At 62.3% G+C, this 19,609-nt stretch carries 21 protein-coding genes; 8 read left to right on the plus strand and 13 right to left on the minus strand.

Annotation, left to right across the window (positions count from 1 at the left end):
- Positions 1-143: 143 nt before the first annotated feature.
- Positions 144-1,055, plus strand: coding sequence for an agmatinase (locus EN955_RS11395; protein WP_024505210.1), 912 nt, complete (start codon positions 144-146; stop codon positions 1,053-1,055).
- Between the two features lie 2 nt (positions 1,056-1,057).
- On the opposite strand, the gene EN955_RS11400 is transcribed toward EN955_RS11395, so the two are convergent.
- The 10 genes from EN955_RS11400 to EN955_RS11445 form a co-directional block, all read right to left on the minus strand.
- Positions 1,058-1,714 carry a DUF1629 domain-containing protein gene (locus EN955_RS11400; protein ID WP_024505209.1) on the minus strand — a complete coding sequence of 219 codons (657 nt, stop codon included), beginning with the start codon at positions 1,712-1,714 and terminating at the stop codon, positions 1,058-1,060.
- A 64-nt stretch (positions 1,715-1,778) separates the two neighbouring features.
- Positions 1,779-2,441, minus strand: coding sequence for a glutathione S-transferase family protein (locus tag EN955_RS11405; protein WP_024505208.1), 663 nt, complete (start codon positions 2,439-2,441; stop codon positions 1,779-1,781).
- A 148-nt stretch (positions 2,442-2,589) separates the two neighbouring features.
- Positions 2,590-2,961: a hypothetical protein gene (locus EN955_RS11410; protein WP_245265402.1), complete on the minus strand. Its 372-nt coding sequence runs from the start codon at positions 2,959-2,961 to the stop codon at positions 2,590-2,592.
- The gene (locus EN955_RS11415) at positions 2,951-3,856 is read right to left on the minus strand and encodes an aldose 1-epimerase family protein (protein ID WP_024505207.1); all 906 of its coding nucleotides are present in this window, start codon (positions 3,854-3,856) and stop codon (positions 2,951-2,953) included. The genes EN955_RS11410 and EN955_RS11415 overlap by 11 nt, the downstream gene beginning before the upstream one ends.
- A gap of 175 nt (positions 3,857-4,031) precedes the next feature.
- Positions 4,032-4,748 carry a Bax inhibitor-1/YccA family protein gene (locus EN955_RS11420; RefSeq protein ID WP_023812012.1) on the minus strand — a complete coding sequence of 239 codons (717 nt, stop codon included), beginning with the start codon at positions 4,746-4,748 and terminating at the stop codon, positions 4,032-4,034.
- Between the two features lie 23 nt (positions 4,749-4,771).
- Positions 4,772-5,545: an anti-sigma factor gene (locus EN955_RS11425; protein ID WP_013531511.1), complete on the minus strand. Its 774-nt coding sequence runs from the start codon at positions 5,543-5,545 to the stop codon at positions 4,772-4,774.
- Entirely contained in the window at positions 5,542-6,057 is a 516-nt protein-coding gene (locus tag EN955_RS11430) for a sigma-70 family RNA polymerase sigma factor (RefSeq protein WP_224674198.1), read from the minus strand. The genes EN955_RS11425 and EN955_RS11430 overlap by 4 nt, the downstream gene beginning before the upstream one ends.
- Positions 6,058-6,214: 157 nt before the next feature.
- Positions 6,215-6,748: a response regulator transcription factor gene (locus EN955_RS11435; protein ID WP_024505205.1), complete on the minus strand. Its 534-nt coding sequence runs from the start codon at positions 6,746-6,748 to the stop codon at positions 6,215-6,217.
- Positions 6,738-8,060 carry an ATP-binding protein gene (locus EN955_RS11440; protein WP_024505204.1) on the minus strand — a complete coding sequence of 441 codons (1,323 nt, stop codon included), beginning with the start codon at positions 8,058-8,060 and terminating at the stop codon, positions 6,738-6,740. Before EN955_RS11440 ends, EN955_RS11435 begins: the two co-directional genes overlap by 11 nt.
- Complete coding sequence (locus EN955_RS11445; protein ID WP_024505203.1) at positions 8,057-9,370, minus strand: MFS transporter; 1,314 nt, start codon at positions 9,368-9,370, stop codon at positions 8,057-8,059. Before EN955_RS11445 ends, EN955_RS11440 begins: the two co-directional genes overlap by 4 nt.
- Positions 9,371-9,536: 166 nt before the next feature.
- On the opposite strand from EN955_RS11445, the gene cyoA reads away from it, so the two are divergent.
- The 7 genes from cyoA (at position 9,537) to mazG (ending at position 16,889) form a co-directional block, all read left to right on the plus strand.
- Positions 9,537-10,706, plus strand: a complete 1,170-nt coding sequence (gene cyoA, locus EN955_RS11450; RefSeq protein ID WP_024505202.1) for a ubiquinol oxidase subunit II — start codon at positions 9,537-9,539, stop codon at positions 10,704-10,706.
- 15 nt (positions 10,707-10,721) lie between these two features.
- Entirely contained in the window at positions 10,722-12,734 is a 2,013-nt protein-coding gene (gene cyoB / locus EN955_RS11455; protein WP_024505201.1) for a cytochrome o ubiquinol oxidase subunit I, read from the plus strand.
- A 5-nt stretch (positions 12,735-12,739) separates the two neighbouring features.
- The gene (gene cyoC, locus EN955_RS11460; RefSeq protein WP_013531504.1) at positions 12,740-13,366 is read left to right on the plus strand and encodes a cytochrome o ubiquinol oxidase subunit III; all 627 of its coding nucleotides are present in this window, start codon (positions 12,740-12,742) and stop codon (positions 13,364-13,366) included.
- The gene (cyoD, locus tag EN955_RS11465) at positions 13,363-13,743 is read left to right on the plus strand and encodes a cytochrome o ubiquinol oxidase subunit IV (protein ID WP_013531503.1); all 381 of its coding nucleotides are present in this window, start codon (positions 13,363-13,365) and stop codon (positions 13,741-13,743) included. The genes cyoC and cyoD overlap by 4 nt, the downstream gene beginning before the upstream one ends.
- A 96-nt stretch (positions 13,744-13,839) precedes the next feature.
- A complete protein-coding gene (locus tag EN955_RS11470) occupies positions 13,840-14,547 on the plus strand; it encodes an SURF1 family protein (RefSeq protein WP_032899651.1) in 708 nt (235 codons plus the stop codon).
- A 252-nt stretch (positions 14,548-14,799) separates the two neighbouring features.
- Entirely contained in the window at positions 14,800-15,984 is a 1,185-nt protein-coding gene (locus EN955_RS11475) for an amino acid aminotransferase (RefSeq protein WP_024505198.1), read from the plus strand.
- A gap of 80 nt (positions 15,985-16,064) precedes the next feature.
- The gene (gene mazG, locus EN955_RS11480; protein ID WP_013531500.1) at positions 16,065-16,889 is read left to right on the plus strand and encodes a nucleoside triphosphate pyrophosphohydrolase; all 825 of its coding nucleotides are present in this window, start codon (positions 16,065-16,067) and stop codon (positions 16,887-16,889) included.
- Between the two features lie 62 nt (positions 16,890-16,951).
- On the opposite strand, the gene hflX is transcribed toward mazG, so the two are convergent.
- The 3 genes from hflX to EN955_RS11495 form a co-directional block, all read right to left on the minus strand.
- Positions 16,952-18,343, minus strand: a complete 1,392-nt coding sequence (gene hflX / locus EN955_RS11485; protein WP_024505197.1) for a GTPase HflX — start codon at positions 18,341-18,343, stop codon at positions 16,952-16,954.
- Positions 18,344-18,589, minus strand: a complete 246-nt coding sequence (gene hfq, locus EN955_RS11490; RefSeq protein WP_006202172.1) for an RNA chaperone Hfq — start codon at positions 18,587-18,589, stop codon at positions 18,344-18,346.
- A 145-nt stretch (positions 18,590-18,734) separates the two neighbouring features.
- Entirely contained in the window at positions 18,735-19,598 is an 864-nt protein-coding gene (locus EN955_RS11495) for a D-amino-acid transaminase (RefSeq protein WP_013531497.1), read from the minus strand.
- Positions 19,599-19,609 lie beyond the last annotated feature (11 nt).

Genomic DNA, 19,609 nt, shown 5'->3' on the forward strand with positions numbered 1-19,609 from the left:
TTGAAACACCCCGTGGGTGCTCGATCTCGATCGTTTTAGAGTTTATTGGGCTTACCCAATCGGGTACAAAGCTGAAGCCGAGGCGCTTGATCTAACCGCACCCCGATCGGCGTGCGCCAAGCCATCATCAGGACCATCAAGGCATGACCCCCTCGCCTCCCTTTCTCGGCTTTCCCGACCGTCTTGCAGATAGCCGCGTGCCTCGTGCGGTGATCTTCGGGGCCGGTCACGGCAGCACCTATCCCGGCAAGGACAGCAGCGGCTATGCCTTGGCCGCCAACGCCATCCGTGCTGCCAGCCAGGACGATGCCGCGTTCGTCGAGCACTGGGATTTCGATCTTGGCGGCCCGCTGTTCGACGGCAAGCCGGACTCTTGCGTCGACGCCGGCGATATCTTGACCACCATGCATGACAATGCCGGCAACCGGGCCAGGATCGAGGCAAAAACGCGCGAGATCCTGACGTTGCCGGCTGTGCCGATCCTGATCGGCGGCGACTGTTCCATGACCATTCCCTTCCTCGCCGGCTTTGCAGAGCACGGGCCGGTCTGGGTCCTGCAGGTCGACGCCCATATAGCCTGGCGCGACGAGGTTCATGGCGAACGCCACGGCTATTCGAGCCCGATGCGCAGGGCGAGCGAGATGCCGCATGTCGCCGGCATGGTGCAGGTCGGTCTGCGCAGCGTCGGCAGCGCGCGCATCACCGAAATCGAAGCAGCCCGGCGCCATGGCAGCCGCTTCGTGACCGCCCGCGAGGTTCATGCCCAGGGCGTCGAAGCCGCGCTCCGGCATATTCCGGAAGCCGCGCGGGTCGTCGTCACCCTCGACTGCGACAGCCTTGATCCAAGCATCATGCCGGGCGTGGCGGCGCGTACACCCGGCGGCCTCACCTACACGCAGGTAATCGACCTGATCGCCGGCCTCGGCAAACGGGCCAGGATCGCAGGATTCGACCTTGTCGAGTTCTATCCTCCGGCCGATATTGACGGCCTGTCAGCGCTGACCGCCGCGCGCCTTCTCGTCAATGTGGTCGGCACCGTCGTCCGGCAGGTTTGATGTCAAAATCCCGCTCTTCGCCGCAGAGCGGCCCAAAAGCGCGTGAGCGAGCTTGCGGTTGAAATGCCTTTTTTGGCACCTGGGTATTCGATCCTGCCTCGTCCGACCGGCTCGTCGCTCCAGACCAGGTTGAAAGCAATGCCCTTGAGCCCAAGCTCCCCGATCCGGCGTACGATCGTCTCCTGCAGATAAATATCGGATATTCGCACCCCGTCGGCACGCTCGGGCAGCTTGAATATCTCGGTACCGCCGATTGCGTCCGCTCGAAGGACGAGGCTTTCGATCACCATGATGCCGCCATCGTCAAAGCGAACGATCTTTGAACGTTCCTCGTCCAGCGCATCGATCACGGTGGTGACATTGAAGAGCGATATTGGCTCGTCAGCAGGAAGCGGCAGGAATTCACCGTACGGTTCGAGGGTTGGCCGAAGCAATTTCGACGCCCTCGCCCGCAGGATGAGCACATGCTCGCCAAGCCATGGAAAATCTGAATATTGCCGGAGCGTACCGTCTTCGTGTTCGCGCAGGATCTCCATCCTGGGCGGATGCCATTGTGTCTGCTTCCGGCCGCAGAGCGTCGAAAACAGCTGGTAGTCGTCCGCCTGCCGAGGAAGGACCCATTCCTGTCCTTCGATCACGCTCAGGACATAGATATTCATCCGGTCCCCCGCACATCATCGCCTTGGTAGGCTCGGCCTGCTGCGCTGCTCTTCGCGCGCGTTCTCACCGCTGATCCGCGACGGCCATTTGCGGCACCGGCGGCAATTCGGGTGCATCCATCCCTTTGAAAGGGTCACGCCAGGCGTCGATGTCTTCAAGTCGACGGTACCAGCGGCTGACAGAGGGATAATCGTCGAGCGGCAGTCTGGCGGCGTCGTTGAACGGTAGGAAGGTCGCCATTCGAAAATCGGCATAGGAAACCGAATTGCCGACCAGCCACTGCCGCTCGGCAAGCACGGCGTCGAGTATTGCCGCAGCCGTATGGAATTGGTTCAGGCCCTCCTCCACCCGCTTCTGATCGATCGGGCCGATGCCGTACCGCTGTTTCGTCCCACGTTCGAAATGCACCGTGTCGCAAGCGAGTGCGAAGTGCTCCTTGCCCCAGCTGAGCCACCGGATCATCTCGGGTTCGTCATCGCCGGTGCGCCAGAAATCCGAATGCGCGTGGCGCGACAGCCTGCAGGCTATGGCGTCTGCCTCCCAGAGGCTCTTTCCCTCATCATCCACAAGGATGGGCAGTGAGAGGTTGGGATTTAACCGGCGAAATTTCTCCATTTGCCCGGCAGCGAATGGCGAGGCGAATTCGAAGTCCAGTTTCGTTTCGAGATAGCGTGCGACCGCGACCGCCAATCGAGGGTTGGGATTGCGGCTGAAGTACAGCTTCATTGGGCACCGACGATCTGGGCGACCACGCAATAGTCGATCATGAGCAGCCTCTATGCAGCTTCGAAGTCAGCCCAAGCGCCCATGTATCCCAATGGATTGGACTCGCCTTTCATCATCGTTTTTCGCCAAGCTTCCTGCTCGGCATTCATCAGAGCCAATTCCCAAACACAGGCAATAACAGGTCTCTTAACCGTGTCCATCGGTTCGGTTGCGGAATACAGCTTCCGATAGATGTGCTGACAAAGCACCGAACCTGGATCCACCAGTGAGCTAAGATGGACACACCGAGCTCACCAGGATGAATGATCACAAAGCCCATGCCATTCTCGTCACCCTCGTCCGCCACACGCGGCAGAACCTCCTGTCGCACGAATGACTGCGCCAGAGTCGCCATGGGTTCGTCGATCTTTTTGTTGTCTGCGACGAGACCATAGACTTTGAGCTTGAGACCACCAATGTCCCATTGGCCCAAATTTGAAACACCACGTGGATGGTAGATCTCGATCGTTTCAGAATTCACTGAGCGCACTCCAATTGGCTATTGGCAGCAGACGTACCCGATAGCTCATCACGCGACTTGCACCCGGCGCGATCAGCATCAGGCCTGGTTTGTCGACAAAATCACCATCGAAATCCACCGGGCTTGCAAAGCCGTGCCAGGGTTCGATGCACAGGAACGGCGCGCCGCCCGGCTTTGACCAGACGCCCAACTCCCGAACCCCTTGCCAGGACATCTCGATCGCCGGGCCACGCTCGGCGGCATAACGCACGCTGGAGCTGGCGGGCTGGTCTATGATCACCGCGTCCTCGTCGAACAACCGCTCGGAGAGCGGGAGTATGTTGCCTTCGACAGGCGTCGGCTGCGGCGTTTTCAGCAGCAATCCGTCCTTGAGGCGGCGGATCGGCGCCGGTTCATCATCGGCAAAGATCAGCCGGTAGTCCGTCTTGGCCTGATCCGGCTGCAAGGGCCAATTGAATGCCGGGTGCGCCCCGATCGATGCCGGCAGGAGCTCATCACCAGTGTTGGTGATGTCGAAAGTCACATCAAGCTGCTGGCGGACCAGCGTGTAGGTCACTTCAAGCCGAAAGGCGAACGGATAGCGCGCCCGGGTGTCGACATCGTCGGTGAGCACCAGCGTGCAGGATCGCGGCCCCTTCCGCGCCCAGGCAAACGGCTTGTCGCGCGCGAACCCGTGCTGCGTCATTGGATAGGTCCGGCCGCGATGGCGCAGATGATCGCCCGCCAGCCGCCCTACGATCGGGAACAGCACCGGCGAGTGACGCCGCCATTCCGGCCCCGCCTGCCACAGGAATTCGAATCCGTGCGCATCTTGCAGCGAAATCAGTTCGGCGCCCTGCGCAACGATGGTCGCCGAGATACCGTCGCCATGAAGCGTTTGGCTGTCCTGTGCCACATTTCCTCGCGGGTCGTTGTTGAAGGCCGGCGCGGTGGGCAGACTAGCAAAAGCGCTTCGGGACTCAAGGTGCAGCCTGGTTCTGCAGGAACGAATTGTGGCCGGAGGATCTCCCTCCGGCCACCTCTCCGCATCAAGAGCAATAATCCTCGCTCTTGCCCACAGCGGATAGTCGTTATTCGCGTTCGCCGGTGAAATTCAGCAGCAGCTGGAAGATGTTGATGAAGTTCAGATAGAGCGAGAAGGCGCCGAAGACGGCAAGTTTCTGGCGCGATTCCGCGTCGAAATTCTCGGCATACTGTTCCTTGATCGTCTGCGTGTCCCAGGCGGTCAGGCCGATGAACACGGCGATGCCGATCACCGAGATGGCGAACTGCAGCGCGGTCGAGCCGAGGAAGATGTTGACGATGCTGGCGATCACCACGCCGATCAGGCCCATGATCAGGAACGACGAGAACTGGGTCAGGTCGCGCTTTGTCGTGTAGCCGTACAGGCTGGTGGCGCCGAACATGGTGGCTGCGATGAAGAAGGTGCGCGCGATGCTGGTTCCGGTGAACACCAGGAACACGGAGGCGAGCGAGAGGCCCATGACCGCGCAGAAGGCCCAGAACATCGCCTGGGCACTCGCCGCGGACATGGTCTGCATCTTGAACGAGAACAGCATGACGAAGGCGAGCGGTGCCAGCATCACCACCCATTTCAGCGGGCTGGAGAAGATCGGCACGTAGAGCGCCGGCGTCGACGAGATCATGAAGGCGACAAGGCCGGTGACCACCAGGCCGACACCCATGTAGTTGTAGACGCGCAGCATATGCTGGCGCAGGCCCTCGTCGAAGATGGCTCCGGTTTGGGCGCCGGCGCCGACGCGATATCCCAGATTGGGGGTGTTCATTTGCGTTCTCCTTTGTGGATCGATCAGTAGAGCGTCTTGGCGAGCGTCTCTGCGGCGCGGTCGAGGTCGTGGACCTCGCTTCGTCCGACCACCGCATAAGCCACATCGCCGATCTGGAAATAGGCCGATGAAATGTCGCCCGAGGGCGCGATCGTCGGCTTGACGACGTCGAAGGTTCCGGGCCGGATCGCAAACAGCGACACCAGCCCCATGTCTTTCGTCTCGACCGCCATCTCGACGCTCGGACCAAAGCGGGACGGATAGATCTGCACGTCGCGGACCTTCCAATCCTTGGGCAGCGACGGCATGACGATGGCGGTCGCGGCGCGAATCTCGCCGGCGTTGTAATTGGGCGCCTCGGGCTGCGACGGCATGCTCTCGCGCACCAGCGTGGTCCTGTGGGCCCGCACTGCGTCGTCGACATAGGCGGGCGGCTGCGGCGAGGCGACGACCTTGGTCACCGACATTGGCCCGATGATACCGTTCGCCAGCCACCCGGCGGCGACGAAGACAGCAACCACCGCGGCGCGCTGCAGCACACCGAAGATGCGGCCGCGGGCAAGCCCCCTCTCCAGCCGCCGCGCGGCATCGGCGGTCGCGGGCCGTGCCATGCCTTTGGAGCCGGCAAGCGCCACGCGCAGTTCATCGCGGGTCCTGAGATCCGACATCACGCGCGCCGCCGCCTCCGGGCGAGCGGACAAGAATGCCTCCACCTCGATGCGGCGGGTGACGTCGATCTGGTCGTCGACATAGGCGTCGAGGTCGATATCCGTCACGGGATCGACAGTTGCGGTCATGAAGGGCCTCCAACGATCCTGAGGTGGTTTTTTGCCTTCGCCGGCTCCTCCATCTCGCGCAGTGCGGCGCGCGCCCTGCCGATGCGCGACATCAGCGTGCCGAGCGGCACGCCGCTGGCGTCGGCGGCCTGCTGGTAGGAGAGGCCTTCGATAGCGACGAGGTGCAGCGCTGAACGCTGTTCTTCCGGCAGGCTGAAAAAAGCCTGGCGCACCTGCGCCAGGCGCACCGAATGTTCCTGTGGTGCCGGCGTGCTGCCGTCGGCCAGGTATCCAGCCTGTTCGACGCGCGACGCCTCGGACTTGCGGGACCGCATCCTGTCGATGAAGGTGTTGTGGACGATCGACAGCAGCCACGCGCGCAGGTTTCCGCCGGAGCGGAAGGTGCTGCGCCGCTCATAAGCGCGCACCAGCGCGTCATGGACAAGGTCCTCGGCGTCGGTGCTGTCGCGCGTCAGCGAGCGCGCATAGCGGCGCAGCGAACCGAGCTGTCCTATGATGTCAAAGCGTGGCATCGGCGGTTTCATGTCCTGTTTACGGAGCATGTGGGGATTTTATTCCCTGCCCTGCCAATTTTTTCCTTTGGAGGACATCGTTCGAATGCAACGATTGTTGCCGGCATCAATCTTATCATCGGCATCGCCACGATGTGCCATGCCCGGTGGATCGTGCCTACTTCACACGCCTCTTCTCCAGCTTCCGCGCCAGTGTCCGGCGGTGCATGCCGAGCCGTCGTGCCGTCTCGGAAATGTTGAAGTCGGCTTCCACCAGCGTCTCGTGGATGCGCTCCCATTCGAGGTTCTTTATCGAGGTTGGCCGCTCGGCGAGCGGTACCGAAGCATTGCCCTCGACCTGGCCGAAAGCCGCTTCAATGTCGTCTGTATTGGCGGGCTTGGCGAGATACTGGCAGGCGCCGAGCTTGATCGCCTCGACAGCGGTGGCGATGCTGGCAAAGCCGGTCAACACGACGATCCGCATTTCAGGATCGTGTTCGTGCAGCGCCCTGACGCACTCAAGGCCCGAGCCGCTGGCAAGCTTGAGATCGACGACGGCATATTGGAAGGCAACGGTGCCGATCAGCGCCTGCACGCCGTCGACGCTCCGGCAGCTATGCGTTTCGTAATCACGCCGTTCGAAAGACCGGCGCAGTGCGTTGGCAAAGGCGATGTCGTCCTCGACGATCAGCAGCGTGCGTTTAGTCGGCATTGTGCCCTCGCGGAGACAGAGCAGCCAGCGGCAGATGCAACGTAACCGAAGCTCCCCCTTCGGTTCTGTTTCTTACGGTGACGCTACCCCCCAGCTTGCGGATGACATTGACGACCAGAAACAGGCCGAGCCCGCTACCTGGCCGGTTCTTGGTCGACGTGTAGGGCTTGCCGAATTCAGCAAGCATGGTTTCTTCAAATCCCCGTCCCGCGTCGACAACTTCGATGATGAGATCGTTCGCGTGGCGGCTGACGATCAAACCGACCCATAGAGGCGACGCTTCAAGTGCGTTGTCCAGCACATTGAACATCACCTGTTTGAGCGCGGGATCGGAGACGATCTCCTGGTTGGCGCCGAAACGCCTGGTGTATTCGAAACCTTGCGGCAGCCGTGTCGACTTCCATTCGGCCACCAGCTCCGCCAGAAAGGCATCGACGGAGGTGCGAACCGTGCCTTCGCCGCGCAATTCGCCCGACGACATCAGGATTCCCGAAACGATCTTCTTGCAACGGTCCAACTGGCCCTGCATCTCCCGGATTTCCTGCGCCAGATCCGGATCGGCCTCGAGAACCGGCATGCGCTGCCAGTCGTTGAGGATGACGGAAAGCGTAGCCAGCGGCGTGCCGAGCTCATGCGCGGCGCCAGAGGCGAGCAGGCCCATCCTGACGATGTGAGCCTCCTCCGCCGATTGCTGGCGCAAATCCGCAAGATGAGCGTCGCGGGTGCGAATGTTGTTCTGGACCCTGGTGATGAACAGCACCAGAAGCGTTGCCGCCAGGACGAAACAGATGAACATGCCCTGAATGTGCAGGCTGAACAGCCCGGCACCGTGTGCGGCGGGCAGGCTGATCTCACGGTAGAAGGTGGTCAGCGCGATGAAGCACGTGCTTGCAATGAGGACAAGCGCCCAGACCGACCATGTCTCCAGCAGTACCGCGCCCAGGATGACCTGGAGCAGGTAAAGCGAAATGAAGGGATTGGACGCGCCGCCGCTCAGGTAAAGCTGGACCGTCAACGCGGTGACGTCGAGCAGCAGTCCAAGAAACAGCTCGGTGTTGGTGATCGCGTCCTGGCTGCTGTGCCGGCGCAGGCTGGCGACGTTGAGAGCGATCAGCAGCAGGATCACCACTGCCATCGGCACCAGCGGCAGGCCGATGCCAAGCGCGTAGCGGACGAACAGGATCGTCACGATCTGACCGCCGACGGCGATCCAGCGCAGTTGGATCAGAAGCAGGAAATTCTGCTTGTTAGTCTTGTCGTGCAGCGTCATTGGGCCGGGAGGTCCCCAGCCCTGGCCAAGCAGGTCACTCAAGCGGGAGTCCGATCCAGGCGCTGGTTGAGCCGCAGCGCCAGCAGCGTGCATAGCGCTCCCGACAGCAGATAGGCGCCTGACGAGATCAGCCCGAAATGGGCGGACAGGAACAGGGCGACAATGGGGGCGAAGCCGGCGCCGAACAGCCAGGCGAGATCCGAGGTCAGCGCAGCACCTGTATAGCGGTAGTTCTTTGAAAAGTTCGAGGCGAGTGCTCCCGAAGACTGGCCGAACGACAGGCCGAGCAGGACGAAGCCCAACACCATGAAGACGGACTCTCCGACGAAGCCGCCATCGAGCAGCTGTGGCGCGAAACCGCTGAACACGGCAATGGCCACCGCCGAGCCTCCAAGCAAGGGCCAGCGCCCGACCCGGTCGGCAACGACGCCCGAGATCGCGATTGCCGCCAGGCCGAAGAAGGCTCCGATCGTCTCGATGACCAGGAACCGTGCCGGTCCCTCGCGCGTGAACAGGAAGATCCAGGACAGAGGAAACACCGTCACCATGTGGAACAGGGCGAAGCTCGCCAGCGGCGCGAAAGCGCCGAGCACGACAGTGCGCCCTTCGGCGCGCAACGTCTCGCGGACGGAAGTCGGCTCCAGTTCCTGGCCTTCGAACAGTTTGGTGTATTCCGGCGTCACCACGATGCGCAGCCGCGCGAACAGGGCGACAACGTTGATGGCGAAGGCGACGAAGAACGGGTAGCGCCAACCCCAGCTGAAGAAGTCTTCAGCCGACAGGTTGCCGACGAAATATGCAAACAGGGCACTGGCGACGATGAGCCCGAGTGGCGCGCCCAGCTGCGGGATCATCGCATACCAGCCGCGACGCTTTTCGGGGGCATTCAACGCCAGCAGCGAGGCAAGTCCGTCCCATGTCCCGCCCAGCGCCAGTCCCTGACCGATCCGGAACATGGCCAGCAGCCAGGCCGAAGCCGGGCCGATCTGGTCGTAACCGGGCACGAAGGCGATCGACACGGTCGAGGTCCCCAGCAGGAACAGCGCGATGGTGAGCTTGGCGCTGCGTCCGTAGGCGCGGTCGAGCGCGGTGAAGATCGCCGTCCCGATCGGCCGCGCGATGAAGGCAAGCGCGAAGATGGCGAAGGAGTAGAGCGTGCCGGTCAACGGGTCGGCATAAGGAAATACGAGCTTGGGGAAAACGATGACGGAAGCGATCGCATAGACGAAGAAGTCGAAGAATTCCGACGTCCTGCCGATGATGACGCCAACGGCGATTTCGCCGGGCTTCACCTCATGATGCCGCGCATTGATCCGTCTTGCGTCGGCTTCGATCTTCGAAGTTGGGCTCACAGCATTCTCCGTCGACCCGCCGCGGTCTCATACGATCGCTTGCCATGTGCGCGGGCCAGATGCTTTGATGACGCCTGCCGCGTCATTGCGGCATTGGACAAATTGTCCAATGCCTTCATCGCCGCGGTACGGTTAGCACTGGGGGGAACAACCGACAGGTCATACATTGAGCCGTCTCCGTACCCTTTTCCTGCTGCCCCTGCTGGCATCGCTCGGCTCCTGCAGCATGGTCGTCCTGAACCCTGCCGGCGACGTCGCCGAGCAGCAGCGCGACCTGCTGATGGTGTCCACGGCACTGATGCTGATTGTCATCATACCGGTGATGGCTCTCACCATATTCTTTGCCTGGCGATACCGCCAGTCCAACCGCGAGGCGCGCTACGAGCCGGATTGGGACCACTCGACCCATCTCGAACTCGTCATTTGGGCTGTGCCGCTTCTGATCATCATCTGCCTGGGCGCGGTGACCTGGATGGGCACCCATCTGCTCGACCCCTATCGTCCGATCGGACGTGTAGCGGCCGGCAAGCCGCTGCCGCCGGACGTGCGCCCGCTTGAGGTCGAAGTCGTCGCGCTCGACTGGAAATGGCTGTTCATCTATCCGGAGTACGGCGTCGCCGTGGTCAACGAACTGGCTGCGCCGGTCGACCGGCCGATCAGCTTTCGCATCACCTCCGCATCGGTGATGAACTCCTTCTACATTCCAGCACTGGCCGGCCAGATCTATGCGATGCCGGGTATGGAAACCAGGCTGCACGCCGTCATCAACAAGTCCGGCGACTATGAAGGGTTCTCTGCCAATTACAGCGGCGCCGGCTTCTCGGGAATGCGCTTCGCGTTCCACGGCCTCGAGGATGCCGGTTTCCAGGCATGGATCGCGAAGGCAAAGGACAGCGGCGGCAAGCTCGACCGAAACGGCTACCTGGAGCTCGAACAGCCCAGTGAGAACCAACCCGTGCGCCACTATGCGGCGGTGGATAGCGATCTCTACAAGGCGATCCTCAATATGTGCGTCGAGCCCGGCAAGATGTGCATGAGCGAGATGTCGCAGATCGATGCCAAGGGCGGTCTGGGGATGGCCGGCATCCGCAACACCCTTCCGCTGCTGTATGACAAGTTCGCCCGGCGCGGCACGATATTCGGCCCTGCCCCATCCTATGTCGCCAGCATATGCACGACCGAAGAAGCACTGGCCCCTTCGAAGGCTGATCAATCCGCCACGCCGATGACCTCGACGCCGATAGTCGGCGCTGGTCTGCAACGGCCACTGCCCCTGTCGATCCGACTGCCGTCACCTTCCGCAACCGGCACGCTTCGGTCGCCCTTCAACTCCTGAGGCGCCACGCAAGACATGTTCGACAATCCTGCTCTTCTCAAGGCGATCTTCGGCCGGCTTACGCTCGAGTCGCTGCCGCTGCACGAGCCCATCGTGGTCGCGACCTTCATAGTCGTCGCGCTGGGCGGCATCGCCCTCGTCGGCGCGCTGACCTATTTCAAGCTCTGGGGCTATCTGTGGCGCGAATGGTTCACCAGCGTCGACCACAAGCGCATCGGTGTGATGTACATGGTGCTCGGCATCGTCATGCTGCTGCGCGGCTTCAGCGACGCCATCATGATGCGGCTCCAGCAGGCGATGGCCTTCGGCGGTTCGGAAGGCTATCTCAATTCGCATCATTATGACCAGATCTTCACCGCGCACGGCGTCATCATGATCTTCTTCGTGGCGATGCCGCTGGTGACGGGCCTGATGAATTTCGTCGTCCCGCTGCAGATCGGCGCGCGCGACGTGTCGTTTCCGTTCCTCAACAATTTCAGCTTCTGGATGACGGTCGGCGGCGCGGTCATCGTCATGATGTCGCTGTTCGTCGGCGAATTCGCGCGCACCGGCTGGCTCGCCTACCCGCCGCTGTCGGGTATCGGCTACAGTCCCGATGTCGGTGTCGATTATTATATCTGGGCGCTGCAAGTGGCGGGCGTAGGCACGCTGTTGTCGGGCGTGAACCTGGTCTGCACCATCGTCAAGATGCGCGCGCCTGGCATGACCATGATGAGAATGCCGATCTTCACCTGGACCGCGCTCTGCACAAATGTGCTCATCGTCGCCGCCTTCCCGGTGCTGACGGCGGTGCTGGCCCTGCTGGCTCTCGACCGCTATGTCGGCACCAACTTCTTCACGAACGACTTCGGCGGCAATCCGATGATGTACGTGAACCTGATCTGGATCTGGGGCCACCCCGAGGTCTACATCCTGATCCTGCCGGCCTTCGGCATATTTTCCGAAGTGACCTCGGCCTTCTGCGGCAAGCGGCTCTTTGGCTACACCTCGATGGTCTACGCAACCATCGTCATCACCATCCTGTCCTATCTCGTCTGGCTGCATCACTTTTTCACCATGGGGTCGGGAGCGAGCGTCAACTCCTTCTTCGGCATCACCACGATGATCATTTCGATCCCGACAGGCGCCAAGATATTCAACTGGTTGTTCACCATGTACCGCGGCCGCATCCGCTTCGAACTGCCGATGATGTGGACAGTCGCCTTCATGCTGACCTTCACTGTCGGCGGCATGACCGGCGTGCTGCTCGCGGTTCCGCCGGCCGACTTCGTGCTCCACAACAGCCTGTTCCTGGTCGCGCATTTCCACAACGTCATCATCGGCGGCGTGCTGTTCGGCCTGTTTGCCGGTATCAGCTACTGGTTCCCCAAGGCATTCGGCTTCCGGCTCGATCCGTTCTGGGGAAAGATGTCCTTCTGGTTCTGGGTGGTCGGCTTCTGGTTCGCCTTCATGCCGCTGTACATCCTCGGCCTGATGGGCGTAACGCGCCGGCTACGCACCTTCGAGGATCCCTCGCTGCAGATCTGGTTCATCATCGCCGCTTTTGGCGCCTTCCTGATCCTGCTTGGTATCCTGTCCTTCCTCATCCAGATCTTCGTCAGCGTGCGCCGGCGCGAGCAGCTTCGCGACGACACCGGTGATCCGTGGGACGGGCGTACACTCGAATGGGCAACCTCGTCGCCGCCCCCGGCCTACAATTTCGCCTTTACGCCGGTTGTCCACGATCTCGACACCTGGGCGGACATGAAGAATCGCGGTTACCAGCGTCCGTTGACGGGCTTCCACGACATCCACATGCCGCGCAACACCGGAGCCGGCGTCATTCTGGCTGGGTTGAGCGTGGTGCTTGCCGTGGCGCTCATCTGGTACATCTGGTGGCTGGCGATCGTCAGCTTCGTTGCTCTGATCGGCTACGCCATCGCGCATACCTTCAATTACGACCGGGACTTCCACATTCCGTCCAGCGACGTCACCCGCGTCGAGGACGAGCGGACACGCCTGCTCGCAGCCACCAGCCAGGCGGGATGAGCACCATGGCACACGCCGACACGGTGATCGACGACACGATCTTCCACCTGGAAGACGACCACGGCCATGCCGAGAGCGGCAGCAGCACCATGCTCGGCTTCTGGATCTACCTGATGAGCGACTGCCTCATCTTTGCGATGCTGTTTGCAGTCTACGGCGTGCTCGGTGGCAACTACGCCGCCGGGCCTGCGCCGAAGGACCTGTTCGATCTTCCGCTGGTCGCGCTCAACACCACCATGCTGCTCCTGTCCTCCATCACCTACGGCTTCGCGATGCTGGAGATGGCGAAAGGGCGAGTGAGGCCGATGCAGGTGTGGCTGGTGATCACGGGCCTGTTCGGCCTCGCCTTTCTCGGCATCGAACTCTACGAATTCGCCCATTTCATCCACGAGGGGGCGACGCCGCAGCGCAGCGGCTTTCTTTCGTCGTTCTTCACGCTGGTCGGAACGCACGGCCTGCACGTCACCTTCGGCCTGGTCTGGCTGGTGGTGCTGATGGTGCAGGTCTCCAGGCATGGGCTGATCGCCGCGAACCAGCGGCGCCTGATGTGCCTGAGCATGTTCTGGCACTTCCTCGACGTCATCTGGATCGGCGTCTTCACCTTCGTTTATCTGATGGGAATGTTGCGATGAGCGCCGGGCACCAAACAGACACCAGCAACCACAGCCACGCGCATCACGGCGTCAATCACGGCTCGCTGGCCGGCTATCTGACAGGCTTCGGCCTGTCCGTCGTGCTGACCGCCGTTCCCTTCTGGCTGGTCATGACCAACGCGCTCGGCAATCAGATGGCGTCGGCGATTGCCATCATGGCCTTCGCCGTCGTGCAAATCATCGTCCACATGGTGTTCTTCCTGCATATGAACACCAGGTCGGAGAGCGGCTGGACCATGATGGCGCTGATCTTCACCCTCATCCTGGTGATGATCGCGCTGACGGGCTCGCTCTGGGTCATGTACCATCTGAACGTCAACATGATGCCCGGCCATGACATGAGTCAGATACCCTGAGAGAGGGACCTGGCTTTGGACGAACAGGCGCGGACGACACCGCATCCGACTACAGGCGACGGCCAAAGGGTTACGCGTTCGAGATGGACGCTATTGATGCTTTGCCTTTGCGGAGCCATCGGCATCGCAGGGTTCTCGGCGCTCGGTATCTGGCAGCTGGAGCGCCGCGTCTGGAAGCTCGACCTGATCGAGCGTGTCGACCAGCGTCTCAAGGCAGTACCCGTGGCCGCCCCGGCGCCTTCGGCCTGGCCAGCGATCAACGCCAGGGATGACGAGTATCGCCGCCTCGTCGTCACGGGCCGGTTTCTCGGTGATCGCGAGACCCTGGTCCAGGCGGTCACCGATCTCGGCGGTGGCTTCTGGGTAATGGCGCCGTTCCGAGCGGATGATGGCTTCACGATTCTGGTGAACAGGGGCTTCGTGCCGACGGACAAGCGCGATCCGGCAACCCGCTTCGCAGGCAAGCCCTCGGGCGATCACACCGGAATTCATGGCCTGTTGCGCATCAGCGAACCGAAAGGCGGCTTCCTGCGCACCAACGATCCGGCTGCCAACCGCTGGTATTCGCGCGATGTACAGGCGATCGCCGCCAAGCAAGGCGTCGGGCAGGTCGCTCCTTATTTCATCGATGCCGATGCCACGCCCAATCCGGGAGGGTGGCCGGTCGGCGGCCTGACGGTCGTTTCGTTCCACAACAACCATCTGGTCTATGCCCTGACATGGTTCGGGCTGGCCTTGATGGTGCTGGGCGCGGTCGCCTGTCTGTTGCGGCAGGCTGTGAAAGACAGGCCCGGCGGGGGCTGACCGCTGACCGCTGGCCGAGGCAAAGCCGAAATTACGCACGGAAGCGCTCATGCCGGCGCAGAGGATGGCGTGATCGCTCTGCTCGTGCCGGCTGGTCATTTCCGACGCGCATCAATAGGTTTCCCTTCAAACCCTCATCCATGAGCGCGCAGGGCAGGCTTCCCAGCCGTCTCGGGCTGGAGCACCTAGCTAAAACCGCTGGCGAAACGCGACCGATTTGCGTATCACTCCGCCGCCATTGGAGCCCTATCGATGTTTGAGACCCTGCAGCCCGCCCCCGCCGACAAGATCCTGGCCCTGATCGGCCTTTATCGCGCCGATCCGCGCCCCGACAAAGTCGATCTCGGCGTCGGCGTCTACAAGGATCGCGACGGCAAGACGCCGGTTATGCGCGCCGTGCGCGAGGCGGAAAAGCGCCTGCTGCAGGCCCAGGACACCAAGACCTATCTCGGCCTTGCCGGCGATACCGGCTTCAACACGGTGATGGCCAAGCTCGCCTTCGGTCCGGGCGCCGACATGACGCGCATCCGCGCCGCACAGGCGCCTGGCGGCTCCGGCGCGCTGCGGCTGGTGGCGGAATTGCTGAAGCGGACGCGTTCGGACGCAACCATCTGGCTGTCGGACCCGACCTGGCCGAACCACATGCCGGTGATGCGCGCCGCCGGCCTGCAGATCCGTGAATACCCGTATTTCGACGCCGCGTCGGGTGCTGTTCGCTTCGACGACATGCTGGCGGCCCTGCGGACCGCAAAGAGCGGCGACGTCGTGCTGCTGCATGGCTGCTGCCACAACCCAACCGGCGCCAATCTGGATGCGGCACAGTGGGCAGCCGTTACCGATCTGGTCGTCGAGCGCGCGCTGCTGCCGTTCGTCGACATCGCTTATCAGGGCTTTGGCGATGGCCTTGAGGCCGACGCCCTCGGCTTGCGCCTGCTGGCGGCGAAAGTTCCGGAAATGGTCGTCGCGTCGAGCTGCTCGAAGAATTTCGCCGTCTACCGCGACCGCGTCGGCGCAGCAATGATCCTGGCCAAGGACGGCGCACAGGCAGATGTGGCGATGAGCCAGATGCTGTCGGCGGCGCGCGCCATGTATTCGATGCCGCCGGACCACGGGGCAGCAGCCGTACGCATCGTGCTGGAGGACGCCGCCTTGCGTGCAGACTGGGAAGCCGAGCTTGAAGAGATGCGGCTGCGCATGCTGAGACTCCGTGTCCAGTTCGCCGAAGCCCTGCGCCGGCAATCCAATTCCGACCGCTTCGATTTCGTCGCCAGCCATCGCGGCATGTTCTCCCGCCTTGGCCTCACCGAAGCGCAAGTCGAACGGCTGCGCGCCGAGCACGGCGTCTACATGGTCGGCGACAGCCGCATCAATGTCGCCGGCCTGCCCGAGGACGGCATGGACGAGCTCGCCAAGGCGATCGTTTCTGTGCTCGACTGACGTGGCTCGCCTGTGGACAAGGCACTCTCGCCGGCTGACAGCGTTGGCCGCGCGGCCGGCCGCGCGATAGCATCAGCCCTATGACGCCATCGAAAGACATTTCGCGCCTGATCGAGATCATGGCGGCGCTGCGGGCGCCGAAGACCGGCTGTCCCTGGGATATCGAACAGGATTTCTCGACCATCGCGCCCTACACGATCGAAGAGGCCTATGAGGTCGCGGATGCCATCGCGCGCGGCGACCTCGACGATCTGCGCGACGAACTCGGCGATCTGCTGCTGCAGGTCGTCTACCACGCGCAAATGGCCGAGGAGGCCGGCGAGTTTGCCTTCCCCGATGTGGTGCAAGCCATCACGACGAAAATGATCCGACGCCATCCGCATGTCTTCGGCGACGAAAAGGCCCGCAGCGCCGGCATGGCCAAGGGCATGTGGGAAAAGATCAAGGCAGAAGAGAAGGCAGAGAAACGAAGCGCCCGCCTCGCGCGCGGTCTCGATCCCGAAGACAATGGCAAGGGGTTTCTGGACAGCGTGCCGGTCGCCCTGCCCGCGCTGACCCGGGCGCTGAAACTTCAGGAGAAGGCCGCCCGCGTCGGCTTCGACTGGAGCGAGGCAGCGCCCATCCTCGACAAGATCGAGGAAGAGATCGGCGAATTGCGCGAGGCGCTGGCCAAGGGCGACACCGCCTCGATCAAGGACGAGTTCGGCGACATGCTGTTTGCCGTCGTCAATCTCGGTCGCCACCTCAAGCTCGATTCGGAAGCAGCGCTGAGCGGCACCAACGAGAAATTCCGCTCACGTTTCCATTATGTCGAGCAGGCTTTGGAGAAAGCCGGCAACACGCTGGACAAGGCTGATCTGGCCGAGATGGAAGCGCTCTGGCAGGAAGCAAAGACCGCGAAGTAGTCTCTCTTTTCGGGCAACTCCCGACGGAAACCGCTATACACTTTTCCTGGAACTGCTCCGGATTATCCGTTGTTTTTACGACGCAATCTGTTTTCGATCTCTTCGCGCGCGCTTTGCGTGGCCTTCAGCGAGATGGTGGCGCTGCCGTCGTCATTGTCGCTTCGCGAAACCACATCGCCATTGCGGTAAAGCCAGTCGACAAGGCCGAACTGTGCCGGCTCGATCGTCACGGTGAGGTCTTCGAGTTCGCCCGCCATCCGCGTTTCGATGATCGCCTTCAGCCCATCGATGCCCTCGCCGGTTACCGCCGACACCGCAATCGGCGGCGCCTTGTTGGCATCGGCGCCGTCTGCAAGCAGCCGGGTCCGGTTGCCTTCGTCGAGCCGGTCGATCTTGTTCCACACTTCGATCACCCGCTTGGCATCACCAGCGTCAACGCCAAGATCTGCAAGGATACGCTCGACATCCTCGGCCTGGGCGGCCGTGTCCGGATCGGAAATGTCGCGCAGATGAAGCACGAGGTCGGCCTCGACCACCTCTTCCAGGGTGGCGCGGAAAGCCGCGATCAGATGTGTCGGCAGGTCCGAAATGAAGCCGACCGTGTCGGAGAGGATGATCGGCGTGCCATGTGGCAGGCGCACGCGGCGCAGCGTCGGGTCGAGCGTGGCGAACAGCATGTCCTGTGCCAGCACATCCGCCCCGGTCAGCCGGTTGAACAGCGTCGACTTCCCGGCATTGGTGTAGCCGACGATCGCCACCACCGGGAACGGCACCTTCCTGCGCTTGGCGCGGTGCAGGTCGCGCGTGCGCCGCACCGTTTCCAGCTCTTGCTTCAGCTTGATGATCTTTTCCTGCAACTGCCGCCGGTCGGATTCGATCTGTGTTTCGCCGGGGCCCCCAAGGAATCCGGCGCCGCCGCGCTGACGCTCCAAATGGGTCCAGCTACGCACGAGGCGGCCCTTCTGGTAGTTGAGATGGGCGAGCTCGACCTGCAGCGTGCCTTCCTTGGTGCGCGCGCGCTCGCCAAAGATTTCGAGGATCAGCCCGGTGCGGTCCAGCACCTTGGCGTTCAGCTCTTTCTCGAGATTGCGCTGCTGCACCGGGGTCAGCGGATGGTCGACGACGACCACTTCCGCATGTCCCTCTTTGACGATTTCCGCGAACTCGGCGACCTTGCCGCTGCCGAGCAGCGTCGCCGGGCGCGGATCGTTGACGGTCACCACCGCGGTGTGAATCAGATCAAGGTTGATGGCGCGGGCAAGGCCAACGGCCTCGTCGTGACGCGCATCAGCCGAACGCATCAGCCGCGGGCGGTTGGTCTCGTCGTCGTTGCGCTGGTGGCGGGTAAGGACGGGCACAATGACCACGGCCCGGGTCGGGCCCTTGGCCTCAGTCCCGGGGTGATGCGCTGGTTTCCCGCGAACGGTGGCGTCCGCGTCTTTCTCACGTGCCAATCAGGCGCCCTGGCTTTCCTCGCCATCGAACATCTGAACCGGCTGGCTCGGCATGATCGTGGAAATGGCGTGCTTGTAGACGAGCTGGGAGTGACCATCGCGGCGCAGCAGGACACAGAAATTGTCGAACGAAGTGACCACGCCGGTCAGCTTCACGCCGTTGATGAGGAAGATGGTGAGCGGGTTCTTGCTCTTGCGAACTGAATTCAGGAACAGGTCCTGAAGGTTTTGCGATCGTTCCGCCATTGTTCTTGTCTTTCGCCGATCCCCTTCGGTTTGCAAGCCAATGCGCCAAATTAACGGGCGCATGTCAAGCTCGCAAACACCGTCTTGTCGTCAGTAACGACAAGCAGAACGAGATATATTGATGTTCATTCCACCTGTGCGGTTATCAGGCTGGACTTTTTTCCGCAATGTCAAAAAAGGCTTGCCGCAACGAAAGTGTTATTGAGCCGGGGTGCCCATTGGCGACCGTGTCGCCATCGATGGTCACCACCGGCATGGCGATCGTCGTTGCGGAACTGATGAACGCCTCGCGTGCCGTCTTGGCCTCGGCGACGGAAAAGCCGCGCTCCTCGATCTTCAGGCCAAGCTTGGCCGCCACTTCGAACATGGTCGTGCGGGTGATGCCGCGCAGGATGCCATGCTCGGCCGGCCTGGTAACCAGGACGCCGTCCCGGGTGACGATCCAGGCATTGGACGAGCCGCCTTCTTTTACGTTGCCTTCATCGTCGACGAACCAGGCTTCCTGCGCACCGGCTTCCTTGGCCTTCTGCTTGGCCAATACATTGGGCAGCAGCCCGACGGTCTTGATGTCGACGCGATCCCAGCGGTTCTCCGGCACGGTGATGACGGCGATGCCGGTCTCGGCTCGCTTCGCTCCGGCGGCAGGGTCAGCCTTCCTGGCGGTGACCACCAGCGAAGGCTTGGTGTCGGCGGAAGGGAAGACGAAGTCGCGGCTGGCCACGCCGCGCGTCACCTGCACGTAGACCAGACCATTGGCGACGTGGTTGCGATTGACCACCTCACGCAGAATGAGCGGCAGCACGTGAGAGGTGACCGGCCAGGCGATCGACAATTCGGTCAGCGAACGGTTCAGCCGGGCCAGGTGGCGCGGCATGTCGACGATGAAGCCACGCGCTACTTCGCAGACCTCATAGACACCGTCGGCGAACTGATAGCCGCGATCCTCGATATGCACGGCAGCGTCGGCGTGCGTGACATAGCGCCCGTTGACATAGGCAATGCGCGGCATTGGCGACCCCT

Origin of the sequence: Mesorhizobium sp. M7A.F.Ca.CA.001.04.2.1, assembly GCF_003998485.1 — a bacterium.
Classification (GTDB): domain Bacteria; phylum Pseudomonadota; class Alphaproteobacteria; order Rhizobiales; family Rhizobiaceae; genus Mesorhizobium; species Mesorhizobium ciceri.

Bases quoted from the DNA above. Each gene is read 5' to 3' on its own strand.
- cyoD (WP_013531503.1), top strand. From the start codon at position 13,363: ATGAGCGCCGGGCACCAAACAGACACCAGCAACCACAGCCACGCGCAT.
- EN955_RS11400 (WP_024505209.1), bottom strand. From the start codon at position 1,714: ATGAATATCTATGTCCTGAGCGTGATCGAAGGACAGGAATGGGTCCTT.
- EN955_RS11395 (WP_024505210.1), top strand. From the start codon at position 144: ATGACCCCCTCGCCTCCCTTTCTCGGCTTTCCCGACCGTCTTGCAGAT.
- EN955_RS11435 (WP_024505205.1), bottom strand. From the start codon at position 6,748: ATGCCGACTAAACGCACGCTGCTGATCGTCGAGGACGACATCGCCTTT.
- EN955_RS11425 (WP_013531511.1), bottom strand. From the start codon at position 5,545: ATGACCGCAACTGTCGATCCCGTGACGGATATCGACCTCGACGCCTAT.
- EN955_RS11495 (WP_013531497.1), bottom strand. From the start codon at position 19,598: ATGCCGCGCATTGCCTATGTCAACGGGCGCTATGTCACGCACGCCGAC.
- EN955_RS11475 (WP_024505198.1), top strand. From the start codon at position 14,800: ATGTTTGAGACCCTGCAGCCCGCCCCCGCCGACAAGATCCTGGCCCTG.
- cyoC (WP_013531504.1), top strand. From the start codon at position 12,740: ATGGCACACGCCGACACGGTGATCGACGACACGATCTTCCACCTGGAA.
- EN955_RS11420 (WP_023812012.1), bottom strand. From the start codon at position 4,748: ATGAACACCCCCAATCTGGGATATCGCGTCGGCGCCGGCGCCCAAACC.
- mazG (WP_013531500.1), top strand. From the start codon at position 16,065: ATGACGCCATCGAAAGACATTTCGCGCCTGATCGAGATCATGGCGGCG.
- hfq (WP_006202172.1), bottom strand. From the start codon at position 18,589: ATGGCGGAACGATCGCAAAACCTTCAGGACCTGTTCCTGAATTCAGTT.
- EN955_RS11405 (WP_024505208.1), bottom strand. From the start codon at position 2,441: ATGAAGCTGTACTTCAGCCGCAATCCCAACCCTCGATTGGCGGTCGCG.
- EN955_RS11430 (WP_224674198.1), bottom strand. From the start codon at position 6,057: ATGCCACGCTTTGACATCATAGGACAGCTCGGTTCGCTGCGCCGCTAT.
- EN955_RS11470 (WP_032899651.1), top strand. From the start codon at position 13,840: ATGCTTTGCCTTTGCGGAGCCATCGGCATCGCAGGGTTCTCGGCGCTC.
- cyoB (WP_024505201.1), top strand. From the start codon at position 10,722: ATGTTCGACAATCCTGCTCTTCTCAAGGCGATCTTCGGCCGGCTTACG.